Source organism: Roseibium sp. (assembly GCF_965233565.1).
In the GTDB taxonomy this organism is placed as follows: Bacteria; Pseudomonadota; Alphaproteobacteria; order Rhizobiales; family Stappiaceae; genus Roseibium.
This window is the reverse complement of record NZ_OZ247494.1, coordinates 5440996-5466742: the sequence shown is the minus strand read 5'-3', so window position 1 is coordinate 5466742 and position 25747 is coordinate 5440996. Positions and strand designations below refer to the sequence as shown.

24 protein-coding genes are annotated in these 25747 nt (G+C 59.6%); 4 read left to right on the top strand and 20 right to left on the bottom strand.

All coding sequences use genetic code 11. The features are described 5' to 3' along the window. The first annotated feature begins 1 nt into the window (after nucleotide 1). Nucleotides 2–1435, top strand: coding sequence for an NAD(P)(+) transhydrogenase (Re/Si-specific) subunit beta (locus ACO6TG_RS24920; RefSeq protein ID WP_422375666.1), 1434 nt, complete (start codon nucleotides 2–4; stop codon nucleotides 1433–1435). Nucleotides 1436–1711: 276 nt separating this feature from the next. Here the strand turns inward: ACO6TG_RS24920 and ACO6TG_RS24915 are convergent, their stop codons facing one another. The 7 genes from ACO6TG_RS24915 to ACO6TG_RS24885 form a co-directional block, all read right to left on the bottom strand. Beyond that, nucleotides 1712–2710, bottom strand: a complete 999-nt coding sequence (locus ACO6TG_RS24915; protein WP_422375665.1) for an ABC transporter ATP-binding protein — start codon at nucleotides 2708–2710, stop codon at nucleotides 1712–1714. Next, nucleotides 2707–3741 (bottom strand): Gfo/Idh/MocA family protein, encoded by a 1035-nt coding sequence (locus ACO6TG_RS24910; RefSeq protein ID WP_422375664.1) that lies wholly within the window; start codon nucleotides 3739–3741, stop codon nucleotides 2707–2709. Before ACO6TG_RS24910 ends, ACO6TG_RS24915 begins: the two co-directional genes overlap by 4 nt. Continuing rightward, nucleotides 3738–4577: a carbohydrate ABC transporter permease gene (locus ACO6TG_RS24905; RefSeq protein ID WP_094070045.1), complete on the bottom strand. Its 840-nt coding sequence runs from the start codon at nucleotides 4575–4577 to the stop codon at nucleotides 3738–3740. Before ACO6TG_RS24905 ends, ACO6TG_RS24910 begins: the two co-directional genes overlap by 4 nt. Before the next feature lie 15 nt (nucleotides 4578–4592). After that, a complete protein-coding gene (locus ACO6TG_RS24900; protein WP_094070044.1) occupies nucleotides 4593–5507 on the bottom strand; it encodes a carbohydrate ABC transporter permease in 915 nt (304 codons plus the stop codon). 75 nt (nucleotides 5508–5582) lie between these two features. Continuing rightward, nucleotides 5583–6836: an ABC transporter substrate-binding protein gene (locus tag ACO6TG_RS24895; RefSeq protein WP_422375663.1), complete on the bottom strand. Its 1254-nt coding sequence runs from the start codon at nucleotides 6834–6836 to the stop codon at nucleotides 5583–5585. 572 nt (nucleotides 6837–7408) lie between these two features. Next, entirely contained in the window at nucleotides 7409–8950 is a 1542-nt protein-coding gene (locus ACO6TG_RS24890; RefSeq protein WP_422375662.1) for an alanine/glycine:cation symporter family protein, read from the bottom strand. A gap of 21 nt (nucleotides 8951–8971) precedes the next feature. Then, nucleotides 8972–9406 carry a universal stress protein gene (locus ACO6TG_RS24885; RefSeq protein WP_422375661.1) on the bottom strand — a complete coding sequence of 145 codons (435 nt, stop codon included), beginning with the start codon at nucleotides 9404–9406 and terminating at the stop codon, nucleotides 8972–8974. A gap of 142 nt (nucleotides 9407–9548) precedes the next feature. On the opposite strand from ACO6TG_RS24885, the gene ACO6TG_RS24880 reads away from it, so the two are divergent. From ACO6TG_RS24880 to ACO6TG_RS24870, 3 genes are all read left to right on the top strand, one after another. Then, nucleotides 9549–10007, top strand: coding sequence for an Lrp/AsnC family transcriptional regulator (locus ACO6TG_RS24880; RefSeq protein WP_422375660.1), 459 nt, complete (start codon nucleotides 9549–9551; stop codon nucleotides 10005–10007). Between the two features lie 110 nt (nucleotides 10008–10117). Beyond that, nucleotides 10118–10768, top strand: coding sequence for an NADPH-dependent FMN reductase (locus ACO6TG_RS24875; RefSeq protein WP_422375659.1), 651 nt, complete (start codon nucleotides 10118–10120; stop codon nucleotides 10766–10768). A 195-nt stretch (nucleotides 10769–10963) separates the two neighbouring features. Beyond that, the gene (locus tag ACO6TG_RS24870; RefSeq protein WP_422375658.1) at nucleotides 10964–12337 is read left to right on the top strand and encodes a metallophosphoesterase; all 1374 of its coding nucleotides are present in this window, start codon (nucleotides 10964–10966) and stop codon (nucleotides 12335–12337) included. Nucleotides 12338–12353: 16 nt separating this feature from the next. Here ACO6TG_RS24870 and ACO6TG_RS24865 read toward each other — a convergent pair whose 3' ends face one another. The 13 genes from ACO6TG_RS24865 to ACO6TG_RS24805 form a co-directional block, all read right to left on the bottom strand. Next, nucleotides 12354–13415 carry an ABC transporter ATP-binding protein gene (locus tag ACO6TG_RS24865; protein ID WP_422375657.1) on the bottom strand — a complete coding sequence of 354 codons (1062 nt, stop codon included), beginning with the start codon at nucleotides 13413–13415 and terminating at the stop codon, nucleotides 12354–12356. Nucleotides 13416–13424: 9 nt separating this feature from the next. Then, on the bottom strand, nucleotides 13425–14267 hold the full coding sequence (locus tag ACO6TG_RS24860) for a carbohydrate ABC transporter permease (protein WP_094070036.1): 843 nt from the start codon (nucleotides 14265–14267) through the stop codon (nucleotides 13425–13427). Nucleotides 14268–14275: 8 nt separating this feature from the next. Then, nucleotides 14276–15205 (bottom strand): carbohydrate ABC transporter permease, encoded by a 930-nt coding sequence (locus ACO6TG_RS24855; protein WP_422375656.1) that lies wholly within the window; start codon nucleotides 15203–15205, stop codon nucleotides 14276–14278. Beyond that, nucleotides 15202–16458, bottom strand: a complete 1257-nt coding sequence (locus tag ACO6TG_RS24850; RefSeq protein ID WP_422375655.1) for an ABC transporter substrate-binding protein — start codon at nucleotides 16456–16458, stop codon at nucleotides 15202–15204. The genes ACO6TG_RS24855 and ACO6TG_RS24850 overlap by 4 nt, the downstream gene beginning before the upstream one ends. A gap of 40 nt (nucleotides 16459–16498) precedes the next feature. Beyond that, nucleotides 16499–17662 (bottom strand): aminotransferase class I/II-fold pyridoxal phosphate-dependent enzyme, encoded by a 1164-nt coding sequence (locus ACO6TG_RS24845; protein WP_422375654.1) that lies wholly within the window; start codon nucleotides 17660–17662, stop codon nucleotides 16499–16501. After that, a complete protein-coding gene (locus ACO6TG_RS24840) occupies nucleotides 17655–18383 on the bottom strand; it encodes a FadR/GntR family transcriptional regulator (RefSeq protein ID WP_422375653.1) in 729 nt (242 codons plus the stop codon). The genes ACO6TG_RS24845 and ACO6TG_RS24840 overlap by 8 nt, the downstream gene beginning before the upstream one ends. A 331-nt stretch (nucleotides 18384–18714) precedes the next feature. Beyond that, complete coding sequence (locus ACO6TG_RS24835) at nucleotides 18715–19110, bottom strand: RidA family protein (protein ID WP_094070032.1); 396 nt, start codon at nucleotides 19108–19110, stop codon at nucleotides 18715–18717. A 64-nt stretch (nucleotides 19111–19174) separates the two neighbouring features. Continuing rightward, on the bottom strand, nucleotides 19175–19864 hold the full coding sequence (locus ACO6TG_RS24830; RefSeq protein ID WP_422375652.1) for an ABC transporter ATP-binding protein: 690 nt from the start codon (nucleotides 19862–19864) through the stop codon (nucleotides 19175–19177). Next, nucleotides 19861–20610 carry an ABC transporter ATP-binding protein gene (locus ACO6TG_RS24825; protein WP_422375651.1) on the bottom strand — a complete coding sequence of 250 codons (750 nt, stop codon included), beginning with the start codon at nucleotides 20608–20610 and terminating at the stop codon, nucleotides 19861–19863. Before ACO6TG_RS24825 ends, ACO6TG_RS24830 begins: the two co-directional genes overlap by 4 nt. Next, nucleotides 20603–21586 carry a branched-chain amino acid ABC transporter permease gene (locus tag ACO6TG_RS24820; protein ID WP_422375650.1) on the bottom strand — a complete coding sequence of 328 codons (984 nt, stop codon included), beginning with the start codon at nucleotides 21584–21586 and terminating at the stop codon, nucleotides 20603–20605. Before ACO6TG_RS24820 ends, ACO6TG_RS24825 begins: the two co-directional genes overlap by 8 nt. Next, a complete protein-coding gene (locus ACO6TG_RS24815) occupies nucleotides 21583–22503 on the bottom strand; it encodes a branched-chain amino acid ABC transporter permease (RefSeq protein ID WP_422375649.1) in 921 nt (306 codons plus the stop codon). The genes ACO6TG_RS24820 and ACO6TG_RS24815 overlap by 4 nt, the downstream gene beginning before the upstream one ends. 356 nt (nucleotides 22504–22859) lie before the next feature. Continuing rightward, nucleotides 22860–23996, bottom strand: a complete 1137-nt coding sequence (locus ACO6TG_RS24810; protein ID WP_422375648.1) for an ABC transporter substrate-binding protein — start codon at nucleotides 23994–23996, stop codon at nucleotides 22860–22862. Between the two features lie 131 nt (nucleotides 23997–24127). Further along, the gene (locus ACO6TG_RS24805; protein ID WP_422375647.1) at nucleotides 24128–25747 is read right to left on the bottom strand and encodes an AMP-binding protein; all 1620 of its coding nucleotides are present in this window, start codon (nucleotides 25745–25747) and stop codon (nucleotides 24128–24130) included.

Genomic DNA, 25747 nt, shown 5'->3' with positions numbered 1-25747 from the left:
GATGGAATTCGGTTTCACGACTGCCGTCTACGTTGTTGCGGCTGTTCTCTTCATTCTCTCGCTGGGTGGTCTCTCCGGTGAGGAAAGTGCAAAACGCGCCGTCTGGTACGGCATTGTCGGCATGGCACTGGCCGTTGCCGCAACCCTGATCGGACCCGGCTCCGGCCTCTGGTACCTGTCGATCATCCTGATCGCGGCCGGCGGCATCATCGGCTATTACGTCGCCCAGAAGGTACAGATGACCGAGATGCCGCAGCTTGTCGCGGCCATGCACTCGCTGGTCGGTCTCGCGGCCGTCTTTGTCGGCTTCAACGCCTATATCGAACTCATCCGCGTCAACGGCATGAGCGAAGAAGAGCGGCACGCGCTTGAAGGCTTTGCCGCCATCCTGGCGCACAAGACCCCGATCGAGCAGTCGATCCTGCGGGTCGAGGTGTTCCTCGGCGTCTTCATCGGTGCGGTGACCTTCACCGGGTCCGTGATCGCCTTTGGCAAGCTGGCCGGCAAGGTCACGTCAAAGGCTGAAAAGCTGCCAGGCGGACACATGCTGAATGCGGGTGCCGCCGCGCTCAGCGTGATCCTGCTGCTCTTGTTCCTGAACGGGGCCGGCATCTGGACGCTGATCCTGATGACCCTCTTGGCCTTCTTCATCGGTTACCACCTGATCATGGGCATCGGCGGCGCCGACATGCCGGTCGTGGTGTCGATGCTGAACTCCTATTCGGGCTGGGCCGCGGCCGCCATCGGCTTCTCGCTCGGCAATGATCTCCTGATCGTCGTCGGCGCACTGGTCGGTTCGTCGGGTGCGATCCTGTCCTACATCATGTGCAAGGCGATGAACCGCTCGTTCATCTCCGTCATTCTCGGCGGTTTCGGCAACACGGCCGGGCCGGCCATGGAAGTGGAAGGCGAACAGATCGCCATCGACAGCGACGGCGTCGTCGCCGCGCTAGAAGATGCCGACAGCGTCATCATTGTTCCGGGCTACGGCATGGCGGTGGCCCAGGCCCAGCAGAATGTTGCTGAACTGACCCGGCGCCTGCGCGCCAAGGGCAAGGAAGTGCGCTTTGCGATCCACCCTGTCGCCGGCCGGTTGCCGGGCCACATGAACGTGCTGCTGGCCGAAGCCAAGGTGCCGTATGACATCGTTCTGGAAATGGACGAGATCAACGAGGACTTCCCGGAAACGGATGTCGCGATCGTCATCGGTTCCAACGACATCGTCAATCCAGCGGCCCAGGAAGACCCGAACTCTCCGATTGCCGGCATGCCGGTTCTGGAAGTCTGGAAATCCAAGCAGGTGTTCGTCTCCAAGCGCGGTCAGGGCACCGGTTATTCCGGCATCGAGAACCCGCTGTTCTACAAGGAGAACACGCGCATGTATTACGGCGATGCAAAAGCCAGCCTCGACAAGCTGCTGACTCAGATCAGCTAAAGTTTGACGTGAGTGAGAACAGAAAAGGCCCTCCCGGGAGACCGGGAGGGCCTTTTGCTTCTTGCGATCGATCTCTCAACCGTCATTCCGGACAAGTGCAACGAAGTTGCACGCCGATCCGGAACCCAGACATCAGCGTGAGCGCAGCGAACTCACCTGTAATATGAAATCAATTCGGTGTGCCTTCAGCACAAAGATCTCAGGGTTCCGGATCAGCGTTCTGCTGCGCCTCACTTGTCCGGAAGGACGATCGAGAGAATGGGAACAGACAAAAACTCAAGCGCTCAGCCGCGCCCCGTCCTGGTCGAAATAATACGACTTGCCCTCCGAGATACCGAAGCTCAGTTCGCTGCCCGGTTCAACGGCATGCTGACCGAAAAGACGGGCGGTGATCTGGTGGTCCTTGACCCGGGCGATCACATTGGTGTCGCCGCCCAGTTGCTCCACATGCTGGACAGAGGCCTTGAGAATGCCCTGATCGGTCAGGAAGAGGTCTTCCGGGCGCACACCCAGCGTCCGATCGTCGCCCTCGCTCACCAGACCTGCCGGCAGGAAATTCATGGCCGGGGAGCCGAGGAATCCGGCGACGAACTTGTTGGCCGGGTTGTTGTAAAGCTCCATCGGGCTGCCGACCTGCTCGATCCGCCCTGCCCGCAGGACCACGATCTTGTCGGCCAGCGTCATGGCTTCCGACTGGTCATGGGTGACGTAGATCATCGAGGTCTTCAGCTGCTGATGCAGGTTGGCGATTTCCAGGCGCGTGTTCATGCGCAAGGCTGCATCGAGGTTGGAGAGCGGTTCGTCGAACAGGAACAGTTTGGGGTGCCGCACGATGGCCCGGCCGATGGCGACACGCTGACGCTGGCCGCCGGAGAGCTCGGACGGATAGCGGTCCAGATACTCTTCCAGGTTCAGCATGCGCGTGGCCTCGGCCACCCGCTGTTCGATGATCTCCTTGCTCTGGCGCTCCTGTTTCAGGGCCAGCGTCATGTTGTTGCGCACATTGAGATGCGGATAGAGCGCATAGCTCTGGAACACCATGGCGATGCCGCGTTTGGATGGCGGTGTGGTGTTGACCACTTCTCCGCCAATCTGCACCTCGCCGGAGGAGACATCCTCCAGGCCGGCAATCACCCGCAGCAAAGTGGACTTGCCGCAGCCAGACGGGCCGACAAACACGACAAACTCACCGTCTTCGACATCCAGATTGATGTCCTTCAGAACATGAACAGCGCCAAAGGACTTGTTGACATTGGTCAGGGTCAGCGCCGTCATGGCGTTTGCTCCTTTAAGGTAACGGATTGTCCGGTGCGAATGCTCTCGTCGGCCGCCAGGCAGATCGCCAGCGACTTGACGGCATCCTGCATGTGCCGGGTGAGATCGATGTCTTCGGAGATGGCGCGCAGCATGTAGGCCTGCTCCGCGTCGCAAAGGTCCTGGTGGCCAGGTTCCCCCGGCAGATCGATGCGATTGTCGCCGTCCGGCCGGTGAACCAGCAGGCCGCCGACCCTGGTGTGACCGTCGACATCCGACGAGGCACCCTTGTCGTCCTCGACAATCGAGACGGACCCCGCCGGAGAAACCACGTCTTTCACGAAGAAGGCTGTCTCGGACATCATCGGGCCCCAGCCGGCTTCATACCAGCCGACGGAGCCGTCATCGAAGCTCACCTGAAACTGTCCGTAATTGTACATGTCGGTGGCTATTTCGTCGGACAGGCGCAGCCCCATGCCATGCACCTTGACGGGTTCCGCATCGGTGATCTGGCACCAGACATCGACATAATGCACGCCGCAATCGACGATCGGTGCCGTTGTCTCCATCAATGCCTTGTGGGTCTCCCACTCGGCGCCTGAACTCTGCTGGTTGAGGTTCATGCGGAAGACATAAGGTCCGCCGAGCTTCCGCGCTTCCTCGATCAGGCGCACCCAGGAGGGGTGATGGCGCAGGATATAGCCAACCACCAGCTTGCGTCCGGTTTGCCTGGCGCAGGCCACCACTCTTTGCGCATCGGCAACAGTGGTTGCCAATGGCTTTTCGACAAAGACATGTGCCCCCGCCTCCATCGCTTCAACAGCGTAGTCGGCATGCGTATCTGAATAGGTCGCAATCACCACCAGATCCGGCTGCGCCGTTGCCAGGGCTTCCCGGAAGTCGGTGAAGACCGGGTAACCTGCCAGCTCCGGGTGTTTGACCACGCCGGAGCGGTTGACGAGGCCGACGATTTCGGCCGCGTCCTGCCTGTGATGGGCAAGCGCATGGGACAGTCCCATATTGCCGAGGCCTGCGACAAGGACCCTCGTCATTTGACCGCCCCGGACGTAATGCCGCGGATCAGCTGCCTGGAGAAGATCACATAAAGGATCAGCACCGGCAGGATCGCCATGGACAGAGCTGACAGAACCGCGTTCCAGTCCGTCACGAACTGGCCGATAAAGACCTGGCTGCCAAGCGTCAGCGTCTTTGTTTCCTCGGAGGGCGCCAGGATCAGCGGGAACCAGAGATCGTTCCAGATCGGGATCATGTTGAAGACGGCGACCGTCGCCATGGCCGGCCGAACCAGCGGCAGCACGAGACGGAAGAAAATCGTGTATTCGGACAGACCGTCGATACGCCCGGCGTTCTTCAGGTCTTCCGACACCTGCCTCATGAATTCGCTCAGGATGAACACCGCGAGCGGCAAGCCTTGCGCCGTGTAGACCAGGATCAGCGCCGTCAGCGTGTTGACCAGGCCCGTTGCCACCATCATTTCCAGGATGGCGACCGTGCCGATACGAATCGGGATCATGATGCCGAGCGCCAGGTAAAGGCCCATCAGCATGTTGCCCTTGAAGCGGTATTCGCTGATGGCAAAGGCGGCCATCGCCCCGAACAGCAGGATGAAGAACAGCGACGCCACGGTGACGATCATGGAGTTCTGGAAATAGAGGAAGAAATCCCCCTGTTTCATCACCGTCTGATAGCCGATCATCGAAAAACTGTCGGCATTCGGTAGCGCCAGCGGCTCGCGGAAGATCGCCTTGCGTGTCTTGAAGCTGTTGATCAGGATCACGAAGACCGGGAACAGAGCGATCAGCGTGTAGAGGATCAGCGCGCCGTGCATGGCGGCCGTGTTGAACGGATTGGTCCGTGCCTTATGCATGTCCTGCCCTCCCCGTCACAACTGGTATCTGCGCATCCGGGTCTGGATGCCGAAGAGATAGATGCAGACCCCCACCAGGATGATCGCGAACATGGCACTGGCAATGGCCGATCCCATGTAGGGATCCCCCAGTTGCAGCTGGAAGCCGAAGAAGGTTCGGTACATGAAGGTGCCGAGAATATCGGTCGAGAAATCCGGTCCCGCCAATGCCCCTTGCGAGGTGTAGATCAGGTCGAAGGCATTGAAGTTGCCGACAAAGGTCAGGATCGAGATGATGCCGATCGACGGCAGGATCAGCGGCAGCTTGATCTTCCAGAAGGCCGACATGCCGGTGATGCCATCGATTTCCCCCGCTTCCAGAACCTCTTCGGGAATGGACAGAAGCGCGGCATAGATCAGCATCATCGGGATGCCCACAAACTGCCAGACGGAGATGAGCGACAGCGTGGTCAGGGCGTATTCTTCCTTGCCGAGCCAGGGGGCGAACAGCGACTTGAGCCCGACCGCGTCCAGCATGGACGGGGCAATGCCCCAGATCGGCGACAGGATCAGCTTCCAGGCAAAACCGACAATCACAAAGGAGAGGATGGTCGGAATGAAGATCGCCGAGCGATAGAAAGCCGCAAAACGCAGACGCGGATGGCTCAGGATCGCGGCAAGTGCGATGCCGATCGGGTTCTGGACCAGCATATGGATCAGGAAGAACCAGAAATTGTTGCCAAGGGCATTCCAGAACTGGTCTGCCCAGATCGGATCCCCGAGCAGGGTGTAGAAATTCTGCAGGCCGACAAACACGCGCTCCTGGTCGATCTTGCTGTAAAGCGCAAGCCGAAGGGTGTTGAACAGCGGAAAGATCATCACGGCCGTGTAGACCAGGACTGCTGGTGCCAGAAACACGACAATGTGCCAGCGGAAGCGGGGCTTGCTCATCTTAAGCTCCGAGGTCTCCGGTAAAACGAACCCGGACAGACACTGTCTGTCCGGGCGATAGGTTTGACAAGCCGATTATTGCTGCGGCTCGTACCAGCTGGCCAGGCCTTCCTGCAGCTTCTGACCGAGGGCTTCCGGCGTATCGGTTCCCTTGATGGCCGCTGCAGATGCACCCCAGGTCTCGTTTTCGAGGTTCGGTGTGCCGCGCGAAAGGATCTGATAAGTGGAGCGGATGGTGCTTTCGCACTCGCCGCGCCAGCTGACGAATTCCTTGGCAAGCGGATCGTCCAGCTCAACCGGAGCCTTGGACAGCGGGAAGAAGCCCGGCAGCGCGTTGCCGAAGATGCTGGCAAATTCCGGCGAAGCTACCCAGGCGAGGAACGTCTTGGCGGCTTCCGGATGTGCGGTCTTGGCGTTCATGCCGATACCGATATCCGTGTGGTCGGAGATGTAGCAGGTGTCACCCTCGTACTGAACCGGCGGCTTGAAAGCCCCCATTTCAAAATCAGCCTGCGCATTGAAGCCGGAGATTTCCCAGCTTCCGGCCGGATAAACGGCGGCACGACCGAGCGTGAAGATGTTCTGGCTGTCCGGATAGGTCTGGGCTTCGTAACCGTCGCCGAGATATTCGGCCCACCGTGCCAGGGTCCGGTAAGGAGCTACCCACGGCTCGTCGGTCAGTTTCTGCACGCCGAGGAGCAGAGCCTGACGGCCGGTTTCACCCTTCCAGTAGTTCGGACCAATGTTCTGGTAGCCCATCGTGGCCGCTTCCCACTGGTCATTGGTTCCCATGGCCATCGGGATATAGGTGCCGTCTTCCTTGAACCGGTCGAGGGCCGCGAAGAACTCGGCTTCGGTGGTTGGGACTTCAACGCCGACTTCCTCGAACGCGTCCTTGTTGTAGATGAAACCGTGAATGACGGATGCCATCGGAACGCAGAAGCTGGCTGTGCCATCGTCGCTCTGCCAGGCAGCCTTGGCGACGTCGGAGAAGTTGCCCATGGCTTCCATGTCGGACAGGTCGGCAAGGTGACCTGCATCATAAAGAGCCAGAGAAGCGTCGAACGGGCGACAGGTGATCAGGTCGCCAGCAGACCCGGCGTCCAGCTTGGAGTTCAGGGCGGCGTTGTATTCCGTCGGTGCGGACGGGGTGAATTTCAGTTTGATGCCCGGGTGGTTGGCCTCAAAGGCCGGAATGATCTTGTCCTGCCAAAGGGCAAGGTCGTCATTGCGCCAGCTTTCGATGGTCAGGGTGACGTCTTCCGCATAGGCGGCCGACGTAAAAAGAGCGGTGCTGGCCAGGGCCAGTGCTAGGAATTTCCGTTTCATATGACTCCTCCGAAAAGCTCATCCGTTATGGACGCCTCCAAAAGTTGCTGCCCGGTGATCGAATTGGCACCTGCGAATCTGCTTCATCAGAAACTGCCGCGCTCTTGCCAACTCTTGTTATACGCCGGATGCGAGACAACCGCGCTGAAGGACGCTGCGCCCTCCTGCTGACCATATATAATACCTATTTGATACCACTTGTCGACCTATTAGTTTGTTTTTATGAAAATCATTTCTCTCTCGTGTTTTTCGTCAAAATACGCCATCATTGGTAGTATATTGGCATTGTTTTCGCCGCTATTTCGGTCAAAAGGTATGATTTTTCAAATGATTCAGAGGTCCTGCGCCCGCCGAAATCCGGGCGGTTGGCATGGTCTTGAAAATAAACTCGGCGAGCCCGCTTCAATTCCTCGAAACCGGTCTTTTTCTGTGTGGCTCGCGCTTGGCGCCTCGTCTTGAAATCCAGGCGTTCCAAGGGCCCTTCGCCGCTCGGCCTGTCTCAACGGCGAGCAATACGCAAAATGAAACAGGCCGCCCGAAGGCGGCCTGTCAGTCATAACTGTGCTGGGAAATCAGGCAAACTTCTTGATTTCACCAGTCTTCAGCCGGCTCAGATAGCTGTTGAGCTCTTTCTTGACGATCGGCATCAGGGCATACAGCGCGATGATGTTGACCACCGCCATGGCAAAAATCGCTGCGTCCGAGAAATCGATCACCGGGCCTAGGCTGGCGGCAGCGCCGATTACCACGAAGATGCAGAACAGGATCTTGAACACCAGTTCCTTGGCCTTGCCTTCACCAAAGAGGAAGGTCCAGGCCTTCAGACCGTAATAGGACCAGCTGATCATCGTGGAGAAGGCGAACAGAACGACGGCAATCGCCAGAACGTACTGGAACCAGCCGAAGGCGGAGGAAAACGCCGCAGATGTCAGCGCGACACCCGAGTTGCCGTCAACGGTCTGAATGGCGGAACCGCCCTCGTTGAGAAGGTAAAGCCCCGTGTTCGGGTCGGACACCAACTGACCGGTGATAATGATCACCAGCGCGGTCATGGTACAGATGACGACCGTGTCGATGAAAGGCTCCAGAAGGGAGACAAACCCTTCCGTGATCGGCTCCTTGGTGCGTACTGCGGAGTGCGCGATGGCGGCGGAACCAACGCCGGCTTCGTTCGAGAAAGCCGCCCGCTTGAAACCCTGGATCAGAGCACCGACCATGCCACCGGCAACGCCGAGACCTGTGAAAGCGCCATCAATGATCTGGCCGAAGGCCCAACCGATCTTGTCGGCGTTCATCCCGATGATCACCAGGGCGGTGAGGACATAAAGAATGCCCATGAACGGCACAACCTTTTCGGTCACCGACGCGATCGACTTCAAACCTCCGACAATCACGGCAAAAACGATCCCGGCAAAGACGAGGCCCGTGATCCAGCCCGGATAATCACCAACGACATTGGCGATTTGGGCATGCGCCTGGTTGGCCTGGAACATGTTGCCGCCCCCCAATGCACCCAGAATGCAGAAGACTGCGAACAGGACCGCCAGGAACTTGCCGGCCGGCAGGCCGCGTTCCTCAAACCCCTTTGTCATGTAATACATGGGACCACCGGAAACGGTGCCGTCTGCGTATTCGTTGCGGTATTTCACCCCGAGCGTACACTCGGTGAATTTCGATGCCATGCCCATAAGGCCGGCAAGAATCATCCAGAAGGTGGCGCCTGGCCCGCCAATACCGACAGCGACAGCAACACCAGCGATGTTCCCCAGACCGACGGTGCCGGACAATGCGGTGGCCAAAGCCTGAAAGTGACTGACCTCCCCCGCATCATTCGGGTCGGAATACTCCCCCTTCACCAGAGCGATGGAATGCGGAAACGCCCGGAACTGGATGAAACCGAAATAGAGCGTGAACACCGTGGCTGCCACCACGAGCCAGGCCACGATCCACGGGAAGGACGTTCCGGGAAACGGGCTGAAGATAAAGCTGACGAACCAACCGGTGGAGCTGGCGAAAAGGGCGTTGACCTGTTCGTCGATCGACTGGGCCATCGCAGGCGCACTTGCGCATAGCGTGACCATTGCGGCGAAAGCCGCAGTGCTGATTTTCTTCATTTGGAAGTTGCCTCCGGAAGCTTACGGAACAATGGTGACGGGCACGGTTGCTGCCTGGGCCAGACTGCCGGCGACCGAACCGAAAATGCGGGTGGACAGGCTGGAATGGCCCGTCCGGCCGATCACCAGATGCTCCACGCCCTCATCCTCGGCAATCTTGATCAGGGTTTCCGCGATGTGGCCGTAACGCAGCTCCGTTGTGACCTCCAACCCGCTGTCGGCCAGCTTTGCGACCACCGGTGCCAGCACCGCAGTTTCCGCACGCTCAAGCTCCTCCTTGCGCCGTTTGTGGCGCTCCTCGATTTCCGTAGGTGTCAGGAAGGTGTAGGGCGACCATTCCAGTACATGGGCAATGACGAGCCCTGATTTACTGGCCTTGGCAAGACCAATTGCGAATTCCAGCGCATTCGCACCGCTTTCGCTGCCGTCATATCCGACGACGATCCTCTTCGACATGATTATGTTCCCCTGTCATACGGCTTTTTGCCGTAAGGGAAATTTACCTTGCTAAGATTCACAAAAGTTCTCGAATTTCGACGAGATTGAGATATTTTATGAATAATTATCGAATTTGATCTCCTTTTTCGGAAATTTTCTCATGGATGCGCTCGATCAGAAAATTCTTACAGCTTTGCAGAAAGACAGCCGGATCTCGATGGCCAAGTTGTCGGAACTCGTCGGCTTGTCCCTTTCGGCTTGTCACCGCAGGGTCAAGTTGCTGGAGACCAACGGCATCATCTCCGGATACACGGTCCGTGTGGACCGTTCTGCTCTGAACCTGGAAATCCAGGTGTTTATCGAGGTGAAACTGACCAGCCAGCGCAAGGACGACATCACCGCGTTCGAAAAAGCGATCGAACGCATGCCGGAGGTACTCGAATGTCATTTGATCTCAGGTGAGTTCGACTATCTGATCCGCCTCATCACCAAAAACACCGCCGCTTATGAAAATCTCTACCGCAACCGGTTGTCCCAGATCCCGAGCGTCTCACAGATGAAAACACTGCTCAGCCTGTCAACGGTCAAGGAATTTCGCGGACTTCATCTGGAGCAGTGATAAACAAATCTGTTTCAATTTCGATGCAACCTGGAAGAGGCTCGGACCATCATTCCGTTCGCCAAAGCCACTCTCAATCAATTTGCAATGCCACGATGACAGGATCCGACATGAATTTTCTCGTATTTCTCGGTTCGGAACGCGACAGCACACCGCCGCGCCCTGCCCGGCTTGGGCTGCGCGTCGCCAAGGCCTGCCTACGCCGGCTGTCCGCGACCGGAACGGACACGCATTTGGTTGACCCGCTGGAAATAGACCTGCCTCAACCTTTCAAGCCGCATTTCGCCTATGCGCAGGGCAAGGCACCGGACCAGCTCGACGCCCTGGCCAGACAGATCATGGACGCTGACGGCTATGTGATGGTGAGCCCGGAATACAATCATTCCATGTCGCCAGCCCTCGCCCATCTGCTCAACCACTTCGGCAGTTCGCTGTTTTCCTATAAACCGAGCGCGATCGTGACCTATTCCGCCGGCCAGTGGGGCGGTGCCAGGGCTGCCGTCAACATGCGCACCTATCTTTCCGAGCTCGGCTGCCTGCCGGTGTCTGCCATGGTGCACGTGCCGAAAGCCCAGGAGGTGTTCGACGACGCGGGTAACTACGCCGCCTCCGTCGACACTGACCAGTGGGACAGTTATCTCGATCGGACTTTCCAGCAGCTCATCTGGTGGAGCAGTGCCGCCAGGGAGCAACGGCAATCTGGCTCGCAGGAGAGACCGGAGGCGTTCACAAGAACCCCGTCGCAGAGAAATGCCCCCTGACGGGAACGGTTTGAAGCGGCTTGCGGTCTTCTGCCCGGTCTTCAGCAAAGGTGAACGCTAAAGCTTCCGAACAGGCAGTGCTTCTGGTCTGCGGCAAAAGGTTTTCGTCGGCAGTTGCGACCTGCATGTGTACACTTGCCCTGAGTGTCCTCGAGGCTTTGAGGTGGTGCCGTGGTCCGACGTTCCGCATTTTCAATGACGATCCTGGCTCTGCTTCAGACAGGTGCCCTTGCCCAGCAGGCCTCACCACCGTTTCAGCCGAGCCCCGATCAGGGGCTTTTCCTGATCGTCACCGATATCCATTTCGATCCGTTCACGGACGCCGGTCTTGTTCCGCAACTGGACCAGAACCCGGTGTCGGACTGGTCCTCGATCTTCACAAAGGGAACTGGCGGCATTCAGGGCTACGGCAAGGATGCCGGCCATGATCTGATGGTTTCAGCCTTCAAGGCCGCGGCGGCACTGGGTCTGACCTACGATTATGTGCTTTATACCGGCGATTACCTGAGCCACGGGTTCAACGACAAGTATCGGGCCACTGCAGGACCATCGCCACAGGGTGTCGAACCGTTTGCCGTCAAGACGGCCCAATATGTCTCACGGCTGATCGGGGAAACCTTCGACGATATTCCTGTTTTCGGCGTTCTGGGCAACACCGATTCCGCCTGCGGCGATTATGAGATCGCCCCTGGCAGCGCCTTTCTTGCCGGCCTTCAGGAGCAATGGGCAAAGCTCAGCCACCAGCCGACCCGCTTTCAGGATTTCCCGCAAGGCGGGGCTTACAAGACTGCCCACCCGACGCTCGCCGACACGGACATCATCGCACTCAACAACATCTTCTGGACACCGCGCTATTCGGACAGGTGCAATCCCGACGGAGGCGATCCGGGCGCGCAGATGATGTCCTGGCTGGAGCAGCAGATTGCAGACACCCACAAGGCCGGCCGCAAGGCTCAGCTCCTGTTGCATGTGCCGCCCGGGATCAACGCCTATTCCACCACACATGGGAAAGGCACCTGCGACGCGACGATCAGCCCGTTCTGGCGCGCCCCGTTCCCATCCGACTTTCAGCAGCTGATGCAACGCTATGCCGGTGTCGTGACCTACAGCTTTTCCGGCCACACCCACATGGACAGTTTCGCGGTTATCGAGGACGGTGACGGGGCGCCGCTGATCGCCAGCCAGATCACGCCGGCGGTCAGTCCGATCTTCGGCAACAACCCGGCCTTCGCCGTTTTCCTCTATGACCGGACCAGCGGCGACATCGCGGATTCAGCAACATACTATCTGAGCAATCTGGCAGGGGCTGCAACGGGAGAGGACCCGAACTGGGAGCTCGAGTACCGCTATCGCGACACCTATTCGCTCACCGACCTGTCTCCTGTGAGCCGCGCGTCCCTGGCGGCAAGAATCAAGACCGACGAAGCGGTGCGTACACGCTTCAGCACCCTCTATGGCGTGTCGGCCACGGACGGACCGGTCAGCGCTTCAAACTGGAAGGCTTATGCCTGCGCGCAAAGCGCCATCGGTAGGGACGCCTACCAAACCTGCTATTGCGATAGCGACTAGACTGACAGGCCCGTATTCACGCCGCCAGTCGGCTTCCATCGGGGCCAAACAGATGGGTCTTTGCGAGATCAACCGCAATGCCGACGGGTTCACCTGATTTCAGGGGAAAGTGTCCGTGTTCGCGCACCAGCACCTGGCCGATACCGGGAACATGCGCATGGATGTTGGTGTCCGACCCCAGATGCTCGACCAGCTCGGCCCGCCCTGACAAATGCGCCGCGTCCGGAGCAACGATGTTGAGGTGTTCCGGGCGAACTCCCAGCTCGCTGGCGCGTTTCTGGCCTTCGGGCAGGCCGACTGTCAAAGACGTGCCATCCTTCAACTGGATGCCCTCGGCGGCCGGTTCGATCTCCAGAATGTTCATGGTCGGCGAACCGATGAACTGGGCAACGAACTTGTTGGCCGGCCGGTCGTAGAGCTCCAGCGGTGTCCCGACCTGCTGAATGTCTCCGGCATTGAGCACGACAATCCGGTCAGCCAGGGTCAACGCCTCCACCTGGTCATGCGTGACATAGACCATCGTGGCCTTGAGGCGCTGATGCAGTCTTGCGATTTCCAGGCGCATTTCCACCCGCAGCGCCGCATCCAGGTTGGAGAGCGGCTCGTCAAACAGGAAAGCACTCGGGTCGCGCACGATGGCACGGCCCATGGCCACACGCTGGCGCTGGCCGCCGGAAAGCTGCTTCGGCAGCCGTTCTGTCAGCGTTGTCAGGCCAAGCGTCTGCGCCGCCTGCCTGACCTTGCTGCCCCGCTCCTCATTCGGCGCCTTCCGGATCTCCAGCGAAAACCCCATGTTCCGGGCGACATCCATATGCGGATAAAGCGCATAGGACTGGAACACCATGGCCATGTCCCGGTCGCGTGGCGGCACCTCGTTCATGCGCCGGCCATCGACCGTGAACTCGCCGCCGGTGATGGGCTCCAGCCCCGCGATCATGCGCAGCAATGTGGACTTGCCACAGCCCGAAGGCCCGACCAGGACAATGAACTCGCCATCCTCGATGGACAGATTGATGTCGCGCATGACTTCAACGGAACCATAGGACTTGGAAATGTTGGTGAGATCGATACGTGCCATCGAAAGTCCCTACCCTTTGACCGCGCCAGAGGTCAGCCCCTGGACCAGATAGCGCTGGATGAAGATGAAGAAGAGGCAGGACGGTACCAGCGCCAGCACGCCGGCGGCCATCATCTGGCCCCAGTCGACCGAGAATTTCGAAACGAAGGTCAGCAGCCCGACCGGGAAGGTCATTGTGTCGTTGGAATTGATCAGCATCAGCGCGAACAGCAACTCGCTCCAGGCCGCCGTGAACACAAACCCGAGCGTCGCGCCGAGGCCCGGCAGCGTCAGCGGCAGAATGATCTTGCGCAGCGCCTGAAAGCGGGTGCAACCGTCCATCATCCCGGCTTCTTCCAGGTCCTTCGGGATACCGTCGAAGAAGGACTGCATCAGGAACGTGGCGAAGGGAATGTTGAACGCCGTGTAGACGATGATCAGGCTGGTCAGCGAATTGAGCAGCCCGATTGCAGCCACGATCTTGTAGATCGGCGCGATAATCATCAGGAGGGGAAACATCTGGGTGATCAGCATCAACGCGATCACCAGCCGCTTGCCCCTGAAATCGAAGCGCGAGAAGGCGTACCCGGCTGCTGCTGCGATGCAGGTGGTGATCGCGGCCGTGCCGAGTGAGACCACCAGGCTGTTTCGGAAATACGCAAGGAAATCCGTTGCGATCAGCACCGTGCTGAAATTCTCGAAGGTGAACCGGCTCGGGAAGAGAGCCGTTCCCTCGGTGTAGATCAGCTTGTCCGGCGTGACCGCGATCTTGGCCAGCCAGTAAAGCGGGAACAGGGCAAAGGTGACGTAAAACGCCAGAGCCAGATATTTACCGGTGACCGCCAGCGGCGAGCTTTTGCGAAGGGCGCTCATGGAGTGTCTCAGATCTTGACCAGCTTCTTGCGCAGAACCAGCAGGATGACGGCATAAAGCAGCAGCAGGGCCAGCAGCGCGACGGCGATGGCCGAGGCATAGCCGAAATCCAGTTTGCGGAAGGCGGTGGTGAAAATGTAGGTCGACAGGATCTGCGTGGAATTGGCAGGTCCGCCGCCGGTCATGACAAAGATGAGATCGGCAAAGTTTGCGATCCAGATCGTCCTCAGCATGACAGTGATGGCAATCATCGGCGCCAGGAATGGCAGCGTAATCTTGGTGAAGGTCTGCCAGGCGGTGGCACCGTCGATCTCCGCGGCCTCATAGAGTTCATGCGGGATGGACTGGAGCGCGGCCAGAAGCGTGATGGCAAAGAACGGAATGCCGAACCAGACATTGGCGGTGATCGGACCCCACATGGCCAGGTTCGGGTCCCCCAGAATGTTGAAGGGTTCGGACAGGATGCCGAGATCTGCCAGCCAGTGCGGCAGAGGACCGATGGTCGGATTGAAAAGCCAGGCCCAGGTCAGGGCGGAGAGAAAGGTCGGCACGGCCCAGGGCAGGAACACCAGCGCCTGTACAAGCCGCTTGCCGTAGAAGTGCGTGTTGAGCAGAAGCGCAAGGCCAAGGCCCAGAAAGAACTGGAAGACAATGGAGCCGACGGTCCACCAGAAGGTGTTGGTCAGCGCCAGCCAGAACTTGCGATCGCTCCAGAGTGCCTGAAAGTTCTCGAACCCCACAAAGCCGGTCTGAAACGGACGCAGCAGATTGACGGCCTGGAAAGCGTAGGAGATGCCGATCACCAGGGGAACGAGCATCACCAGTGCAATCAGGATGATTGCGGGCGAAATGTAGAGATAGGGCTCCACCAGATAGCTGAGATAGATGGAGCGCCGCGCCCGGGGTTTCCCGGGCGCGGCAGTGTCAAATGCGGTCATTGCGCGGCTTTCCAGCGGGCATATTCATCCGTCAGGAAGTCCGCCCATTGGTCGGCCACTTCCTGGGCACTGATCTGGCCGAGCAACGCTTCCTGGCTGGTTTCCAGAGCGATGCTGTCAGCGAAGTAACCGAACTGCTCCAGATAGGTCGGCATGACCGTCGGGACATACTCCTCGCCGTTCAAGGTCTCGAACCAGCCTGCGAACTGCTCGGTCTTGAAGTGCGGGTCCTGCTCAGCACCTTCGTGGATCGGAATGACACCGACACGCTTGGCCCATTCCTTGTTGCTGTCCGGGCTGGACAGATGCGCGATCAGTTTCCAGGAGAGGTCCTTGTCGGAGGTCGTATCGAACATGGACCAGCCGGCAAAGCCGATGGTCGGGAAAGCTTTTCCGGCCGGACCGACCGGCATCGGAATGACGGCGAAGTCCTCGGCATCCATACGCTCGGAGACCGCGATCAACGCATCCGGGTCCTGATCCAGGAAGGCACAGGTGCCGGAATAGAAACCGGCAACGATCTCGTTGAAGCCCCAGCTGACCGCATCCTTCGGCGCATAACCGTTCTGATACATGTCGATCAGGAACTGGATGCCTTCCACGGATCCCGGCTGGTTGAGCGTGCTCTTGCCGTCTTCGTCAAAGAACGTGTTGCTGCCGTTCATGGTGGCGGCCATCATGATCCAGCCATTGAGACCACCCGGCCCGCCGCGCAGGCAATAGCCGTATTTGCCGTCCAGTTCGGACACTGCCTTGGACGCTGCCATGAAGTCTTCCATAGTGCGCGGCGGCTCCTTGACCCCCGCTTCTTCCAGAAGCTTCTTGTTGTAGAAAAGCGCACGCAGGTAGAACCCGTAGGGAATCATGCGGGCACTCTTGCCGTCCGTCTGACGGCCCATATCGATCGTCTTCTGGGTCAGCGTAGCGCCGTGTTCCCACTCGGCGATGCGGTCGTTCAGGTCGACCAGCTTGTCCTTGTAGATACCGGCCCAGCGGTCCGGCATTTCAACAACGTCAGGAATGTCGCCCCCGGCCACCATCGTCGCAAATTTTTCAAATGCCTGGCCCCAGGGAAGCGAGACGATTTCAACTTCCGTGCCCGGATTGGCCGCTTCGAAGGCGTCGACCTGGGCCTGCAGCACTTTGGTGCGTTCCGGGCTGGTGATTACCTCCACAAGTTTCAACGTTTCGGCACTGGCGGTTGAGCCCGCCATGATCGCCAATACACTGATTGCTCCTATCAATCCCCTCATGATCTTCTCCACTTGTTCGAAAGGTCTGTTTTTGCGCCGCTTATGTCCGGGCGCTTGTGCTCAGGGCCGCCTCAAAGTCGGCCCAAAGGTCGCCGGGGTCCTCCAACCCCAAACTGAGACGCAGGATCCGGTCGGAAACACCGAAACGCTGCATGGAATTCTGTTCACCCGACTGAGCCAGCCCGACCCGTGTCGGCAAAACCAGGCTCTCGAAGCCGCCCCAGCTGACGCCAAGGCGGAACAGTTTCAGGGCGTCGGCCAGGCGCGGAATGTCGACGCTCTCGTCCAGTTCGACAGAGAGCAGACCGGAGCGACCCGTCAGACCCGGCACTCCATTCGGACCGGGTGACAGCACCGCCGTGACTTTCGGATGAGCAGACAGCTTGTCGACAAAGAGATTGGCCGCTTCCTGATGCTGGCGCATGCGCGCGCCAAGCGTCCGCAGCCCCCTGGTCAGCAGGAACGCCTCGAAAGGCGCGAGCTTGCCGCCGAGAAGTGTCAGGGTGAGGTCCCTGATCCGAGTGATCAGCTCCTGTCGCCCGACCACGACGCCTGCGACCGTATCTGAATGACCGGAGAGGTATTTCGAGGCGGAATGCAGCGAGATATCGATGCCCAGGTCCAGAGGACGCTGAAACAGCGGCGTCGCCCAGGAATTGTCGACCACTGTCAAGGTGCCATGACGTCTGGCATTTGCGGCAACGGCGGCAAGGTCCATCGTCTGGAACACGACCGAATTCGGGCTTTCCAGATAAGCGAGCCTCGCCCCCTTGAGCAGATCCGGGTCGTTCTGGAACGCGTCGACGGAATGATAGGTGACTTCAATTCCGAAGGGGCTCAGCAAACGCTCGAACAGGCGATAGGCATCCGGATAGACATGTTCGACACAGGCGATCCGGTCACCCGGTCGGACAAAGGCCAGGACGGTCGACGAAATAGCCGCCATGCCGGAGGCAAAACCGACCGCCGCCTCACCGTTTTCGGCCTCCGCCATCAGTTTCTCGAACGCGGCAACCGTCGGGTTTTGCACACGGGTGTAAAGCGGATCCTCGGACCGCCCTGCCATGCGATCTTCGAAGGCCTGGTAGGTGTCGAAAGTGAACAGGGACGTCTGCACGATCGGCGGGGTGACCGCCCCGCCCGCATCCGCAGCCGCCGCCAAAAGCGTCTCGATCGAATAGCCGCCCGGCACAGCGTCAGCCATCGTGTTCCTCTTTGATCTTCTGGGTCTCGACACAGACCATGTCGATGATTTGTGCTGTCAGTTCCGCGGCCTTGTCCTCATCGCCTGCCACAATGGCGTCGGCCAGCGGACGATGCAGCGGGATGGTTTCCTGGCCGAGATGGGCCTTGCCGAAAGGCGTTTCGTAAATGTCGTGAAAAGCCTTCTGGATCTGCTCGATGAATTGCCTGAAGAGCGGATTGCCGGTGGCCTCGTGAATGGCGTTGTGGAACCGATGGTCCGCCGGACGCCAGTCTTCACCGAGTTCATAAACGGCCATGAGTTCAGCTGCCCGGGCGCTGATGATACGCCGTTGTTCGGGCGTCGCCAGACGGGTAGCGATCCGGACCGCCTCGATTTCCAGCGGTCCGCGGACCTGCTGCATACGCAGCAGACTTTCCGCTTCATGTTTGATGGTCAGGGCCACGCGCAGAGTATTTTGTGAGATTTCCGCGATCAGGCGAGTGCCGGCGCCCTTGTTCCGGCTGACCACGCCCATGCTTTCCCAGGTTTTCAGGGTCTCGCGGATGGTCGACCTGCCAAAACCGAGACGGCGCACCAGTTCCAGTTCAGGCGGCAGGCGATCACCGACCTTGAGCCCCTCTTCCTCGATCAAGGCAATCAGGGCCCTGGGGACGTCCCGGGGCGCATCTTCGCCGCTTCCTTCGAAGTCATAGGGCTTCTGGTTTGTTTGGTCCGGCATGGAGAGAGGTCGACCCCTTGTTGATTATGACAGAAGCTTACCACTTTGTCTGACAATGTAAATGCTTTGTCTGACATTGTTGAAGTTATGTCAGACAAAGTCTATAACCTTTTGACTTACATACTCTTTCTCAAGAACCCTCACCAATCCCGCTTCTGTTTCAAAGTCCAGGAGGCGCAAGAAGCTGGTATGAGGCCCGCAAACTGGATCCCCTTTACAAACAAAAACCGGCGCGCACTCCTCGTGCACGCCGGTCGCTAAAAGTTGCTTGCAATGTAACTTGGTCCGCGCGCCAACTGCAGTGGTCAGGCGCCTTCAGACAGCCATGTCCTCAACCAATCTGAGCGGTCGCCTCGATCTCGATCAGGGCTTCGTCTTCAATGAGATCGGCGACAACGACCACGGACATGGCCGGGAAATGCCGTCCCATGACACGCCGGTAGGCTTCGCCGACCTCTTTCTGCCTGGCCAGGTATTCCCGCTTGTCCTTTATGAACCAGGTCAGCCGGGCGATATCGGTTACCGCACCGCCGGCTTCCTCGACGATTGCGGCAATGTTCCGCAATGTCTGCTCCATCTGGCCGGCAAAGTCATGGACCTCAAATACCTGATCCTTGTTCCAGCCAATCTGACCGCCGACGTGAAGCGTCTGCCCTGAGGTCAGCATGCCGTTTGCGTAGCCCTTGGCCGGTGCCCAGCCGTCCGGTTGAATGGTTTTGAGGGTCATTGGTCCTGACTTTCCTTGAATAAACGATCTAAAACTGATCCGGCCTGCGCAAAACGAAACATGCCTAGACCCCGATATAGCTGGCGGTAACGTCGTCGGTGAGCGCCTCGATCGTTCCAGCCCACACCGTCTTGCCACGTTCCAGGATCGTCGCCCGGTCGCAGACCTGCCGAAGTTCCTTGATCGACTTGTCGATGACCAGGATGGCAAGGCCCGTGTCGGCCTTCAGCTGCCGGATGACGGCCCAGATTTCCTGACGGATGACCGGGGCAAGACCTTCGGTCGCCTCGTCCAGGATCAGGAGGGTCGGGTTGGTCATCAGCGCCCGGCCGATGGCCAGCATCTGCTGTTCGCCACCGGAGAGCGATCCGGCCCGCTGGTTGCGCCGTTCGCCCAACCGCGGAAACAGCTGGATCACCTTGTCGAAACTCCAGTCCCCCGAACGGGCCGCCGCCATCAGGTTTTCCTGAACGCTCAGGTCGGCGAAACACCGGCGTCCTTCCGGCACCAGGCCCAGCCCCAGACGCGCAGCCTTGTGACTGGGCAGACGGGACAGATCTTGCCCCCCGAATGTCAGCGTGCCCTGCGCCGGCAGCATGCGGCAGATGCATTTGACGGTGGTGGACTTGCCCATGCCATTGCGGCCAAGCAACGCCATCACCTCCCCTTCCCGGATGTTCAGATCGACCCCGAAAAGTGCCTGGCTCGCCCCGTAGGACGCGGTGACATTCGCAAGGTTCAAGAGCGCACTCATGCCTCGTCTCCCAGATAGGCTTCCTTGACGGCGGCATTGGAACGGATTTCATCCACCGTTCCGGTGGCGATGACTTCGCCATAGACCAGAACGCTGATGCGGTCCGCGAGTGTAAAGACGGCATCCATGTCGTGTTCCACGAGCAGGATCGGCGCTTCCTGACGCAACGTGTCCAGAAAGCCGGTCAGCAGTTTGGAGCCCTCAGAGCCCATACCAGCCATCGGCTCGTCCATGACGAGCGCCCTGGGCCTCAAGGTCAGGGCCACAGCAACCTCCAACTGACGACGCTGACCGTGACTGAGTTCGGCGGTGCGCATGCGGGCATGGTCCTGAAGACCGACCCTTTCCAGTGCCTCTTCGGCGATTGACCGCAAGTCCACATCCTTGAGGGCATTGCCGAAGAAGCGCCAGGGTTTGCCATTGGCCCCGAGCGCTCCCAGAACAGCGTTCTGCAGAACGGTATCTTCCATGGCCAGCGCGGAGATCTGGAAAGTCCGGCCAAGACCGGCCCTGGCCCGTGCCCGCGTCGGCTCCTGTGTCACGTCCTGACCGAGCAGGTGCACCGTACCGGCATCGGGCTTGAGCGTGCCGCAGATCTGGCCGATCAGCGTCGATTTGCCTGCCCCGTTGGGCCCGATGATCGCGTGAATTTCACCGGGCTTCAGGTCGATGGAAATGTCGCGGCTGGCGCGCAAAGCTCCGAAGCTCTTCGTGATGCCGCGTGTTTGAAGAACAGCCTCAGTCATGAACCGCCTCCCGTCCGCAAACCATGCCGATCAGGCCGCCCCGTCCGAACAGGACGATGACAAGCAGCAACAGGCCGAGATAGATGTGCCAGAAATCGGACAGACCCCCGAGCCAATGCTCCAGCGCCACGAAAACGAGCGCGCCAACGACAGGTCCGAAGAGGCGCCCGACACCGCCGATGATGATGAAGATCATGATTTCACCGCTGGTCTGCCAGGAGAACATGGTCGGACTGACAAAGCGGTTCAGATCCGCAAAGAGCGCCCCTGCGAGCCCGGTGATGGCACCAGAAACCACGAAGGCGACCAGCTTGAGCCGAACCGGGTCCAGACCGACCGTTTCCGCCCGCACCGGCACCTGCCGCGCTGCGTTCAGCGCGAGGCCGAAGGGCGAACCGCCGAGACGCCAGGCAAAGGTGAGCACCAGACAGAGCAACACCAGACAGAGGCCGTAGAACTGGATCGGATCGAGCGTGTTCAAACCCGGGAAGCCATTGCGCACATAGATCGAAAGCCCGTCCTCACCGCCATATTCCGCCCAGGAAATGGCAAAGAAGAAGAACATCTGCCCGAAGGCCAGCGTGATCATGATGAAATACACGCCGGCGGTCCTAAGCGACAGGATGCCGATGACCAGTGCAGCCAGGGAAGACAGCACAATGGCCAGCAGCCAGATGACCGGCATCGACTTGGTGCCCTCGATCAGCAGAGGCCATTCGGCAAGAGGCGTATAGGTCTGGGCGTGATGGGCGAGAATGCCCATGGCATAGCCGCCAATGCCGAAGAAGACGGCGTGGCCGAGACTGACCAGCCCGCCAAGCCCCAATGCGATGTTGAGGCCGACGGCGGCAATGGCGAAGATCACGGCCCGTGTCATCAGCGTGATGGTGAAGGGCTCATCCGCGCTCAGGGCCCAGGCCGGGATGGCGATGAGCAACAAGAGTGTTGCCGTGTTGAGATAGCTTTCCCGGATCATGCGCGCGCTCCGAACAGTCCGGCAGGACGCAGGATCAGCACCGCAGCCATCAGGATATAGATCGCCATGGAGGCGAGCGATGATCCGACCGACGTCGCAGTTGACGGATCAAGAACGAGTTTCAAGAGCTCCGGCAGGAAGATGCCGCCGAGCGTGTCGGTCAGCCCCACCAGGATCGCGCCGATCAAGGCGCCCTTGATCGAGCCAATGCCGCCAATGACGATGACAACGAAGGCCAGGATCAGGACAGGCTCGCCCATGCCGACCTGGACCGACTGGATCGCACCGACCAGGGCCCCGGCAAGCCCGGCGAGCGCCGCGCCCAGTGCGAAGACGATGGTGTAGAGCTTGGCAATGTCGATGCCGAGCGCCGCGATCATCTCGCGGTCGTTCTCGCCAGCCCGGATCTGGATGCCAAGCCGCGTTCTGGAAATCAGCAGCCATAACCCAAGGGCAACCGCCAGACCGACCACGATCAGCGTCAGCCGGTAGAGCGGATATTCAATTCCGCCCGGCAGTGTCACCGGCCCGGACAAGAATTCCGGTACATTCAGGTAGAGCGGAAAAGAGCCGAAGATCCAGCGCGTGCCTTCCGAGAAGATCAGGATCAGCGCGAAGGTGGCCAGAACCTGATCGAGGTGATCCTTGTCGTAAAGACGCCGGATCACGACCAGTTCCACCAGGGCGCCGGCGATCGCCGCCCCGGCCAGCGCGGCTACAAGACCGAGCAGGAAGGAGCCTGTGGCCGCGGCCACGGCAGCCGCGCAGAAGGCGCCGATCATGTAGAGCGACCCGTGGGCCAGATTGATCAGCCCCATCACGCCGAAGATGAGCGTCAGCCCGGCGGCCATCAAGAACAGCATGATGCCGAATTGCAGGCCGTTCAGAACCTGCTCTATGAGCAATATCAGTGACATCTGAGCATCGTTTGTGAATGTTGACGCATTTGACAGGAGCGAATTTGTTCACTGGCGAGGCGGTCCGTCCGCAGTGGTGGCACCACCACAAGGGCGGGCCAACGACGCCAGAGGGCAAATTCGCCCTGCCTATTCATTGGAGCCGGCAAGCCGAGTGTGCTTTGAGCGTGGTGAAGATAGGCGGCCCATCGGCTGCGTTGCGCCGCTTGCCCGATGAACCACATCGCGCTGCGCGACGCGCCTTGCCGAGTGCGCCGCATATCTTCATCAAACACGCCAACATTCACAAACAATGCTCTTGCCCCGCCCCATTGTTCGGCACGGCGGATTCGCCGCGCCGAACTGTGGTGCTTACCTTACATGTTGCACTCGGACCAGTAGGCATCGGCGTGGCTGGTCAGCGCCTTGCCGATGATCTTGTTGGTGTAGACGTCACCCTCCTTGATCACTTCACGGACATAGATGTCCTGGATCGGATGGTGGTTCGGACCGAACTTGAAATTACCGCGTGTGGAGGCGAAATCCGCTTCCAGCAGGGCTGCGCGGAAGGCATCGGCATCTTTCACATCGGCCTTGGCCATGGCCGACAGCAACAAGTTGGCTGTGTCAAAGCCCTGTGAAGCATAGAGCGACGGCAGGCGGCCATATTCAGCCTGGAAGGAGTCGACAAAAGCCTTGTTGGCCGGGGCCTCGATATCCTTGTTCCACTGGCTGGTGTTCTTGACGCCGAGCGCTGCATCGCCGACGGCTTGCAGGATCCCCTGGTCAAAGGAGAAGGCCGGGCCAACCACCGGCAGGTCGACGCCGGAATCCTTGTATTGCTTCAGGAAGGAAATGCCCATGCCACCCGGCAGGAAGAAATAGACGCTGTCCGCGCCGGATGCCCGGATCTGCGCGATTTCAGCGGCATAATCGGTCTGCCCCAGCTTGGTGTAGATCTCGCCCGCAACATCGCCCTGATAGGTACGCTTGTAGCCGGTGAGCGCGTCCTTGCCGGCCGGATAGTTCGGCGCCAGGATGAAGCTGTTTTTCAGCCCCTCAAAGTTGGCGTAGGCACCGGCGGCCTCATGCAGATTGTCGTTCTGCCAGGCGACGTTGAAATAGTTCGGATGACAGCCCTTGCCGGCCAGGACGGACGGACCGGCATTCGGCGACAGATAGAATTTCCCCTGGGCGGTCGCGGCCGGGATCACGGCCATGGCAAGGTTGGACCAGATGATGCCGGTGAGCACATCGACCTTCTCCGACTGGATCATCTTGTCGGCAAGCTGGACGGCGATATCCGGTTTGCGCTGATCGTCTTCGATGACGACCTCGAGATCTTCATTGCCGGCCTGTTTGACCGCCAGCATGAACCCGTCTCGCACGTCGATGCCTAGGCCCGCGCCGCCGCCGGACAGCGTTGTGATCATGCCGACCTTGACCGGTTCGGCGTGGGCTGTCGAGAGACCGACCGCAAGTGCGGCGGCGGTTGCCATGGTTGTAAATTTCATCTGCTGTTCCTCTTGGTCTTTAGACTGCTGTTCCCGGTGGTATTAAGTTGCCGCCATGCTTCTTTTTGTGAGCTTGGTCGGCCAAGGGCTTGTTTTATTGTAATAATCCCGGCCCAAACAGGATTGTCCGCTCAAGCATCCGGCCGGAGCCGGAAACGCTGGATCTTGCCGGTTTCCGTTTTCGGCAGAGTGTCCTCGAAGATGATCGACCGCGGGTATTTGTAAGGTGCGATCGTCGCTTTGACGTGATCTTTCAAAGCCTTGACGAGCTCTTCTGAGATTTCGATTCCCTCGGCGACGACCACGTGAGCCTGTACAATCGACCCGCGATCCTCGTCCGGCACACCGATGACAGCGCATTCCTGGATTGCCGGATGCGCCAGCAGGGCCGCTTCCACTTCCGGACCGGCAATGTTGTAGCCGGCGGAAATGATCATGTCGTCGTTGCGGGCGGCGAAGTGAAGGTGACCGTCCTCGCTCATGGAAAAGCTGTCACCGGTGATGTTCCAGCCGTCGATGACATATCCGTGCTGGCGGTCGTCGGCGAGATAGCGGCAGCCGGTCGGGCCACGCACAGCCAGCCGGCCGACCTCACCTGGAGCAACCGGTGCGCCGCTTGCGTCTATGATCTTGACCTCATAGCCGCCGACCGGCTTGCCGGTGCAGGCCGGTTTGTGATCGCCGAACCGGTTGGAGATGAAGATATGCAGCATTTCGGTGGCACCAATGCCGTCGAGCATCGGTTTGCCGGTCTTTTCCATCCAGGCCTCATAGACAGGTGCCGGCAGGGTCTCCCCCGCCGAGACGGCCGCCCGCAGCGAAGACAGATCCGCGCCATCTTCCATGGCTTGCAGCATGACCCGGTAAGCAGTCGGCGCGGTAAAACAGACCGTTGCTTTGTACTTCTCGATGATCTCGATCATGTTCGGCGGGGTTGCAGCCTCCAGCAGCGTCGCGGCCGCTCCAAAGCGCAGCGGGAAAATCGCCAGTCCGCCGAGCCCGAAGGTGAAGGCGAGCGGCGGGGAACCGACAAAGACATCTTCCGGCGTCACGCCCAGCACTTCCCTGGCATAGCCATCGGCGATGATCAGCAGATCCCGGTGGAAATGCATGGTCGCCTTGGGTGTCCCCGTCGAGCCGGAGGTAAAACCCAGCAGCGCGACATCGTCGCGGCCGGTCGGCACGGCGTCATAAAGCACGGATTTTTCCAGTGCCAGCCGATCCAGTTCCGCATCGTGGTTTGACGTGCCGTCAAAACCGACAACCTTCTTCAGGAAGGTCGACGTTTTGGCACAGGCGACCATTTCATCCATCAGGCGGGTGTCGCAGAGCGCGAATTCGATCTCCGCCTTGTCGACGATCTTGGAAAGCTCCCCGGCCCTCAGCATCGGCATGGTGTTGACGACAACCGCGCCGGCCTTGGTCGCTGCCAGCCAGCAGGCGACCATCGCCGGATTGTTGGCCGAACGGATCAGCACCCGGTTGCCGGGTTTGACGCCAAGATCTTCAGACAGCGCATGCGCCAGCCGGTTGGTCCAGTCGGCCAGTTCCTTGTAGGTGCGGCGGCGGCCATTGCCGATCAGGGCGGTGTGATCGCCAAAACCCTGTTCGACCATCTTGTCGGTGAGTTCAACGGCAGCATTCAGCCTTTCCGGATACTGGAAATCCTCCAGGAGGAAATCCGGCCACTGGTCCTCGGGCGGCAGGTTGTCCCGGGTGAAAGTGTCGACATGTGCGGAGGGACCAAGCAT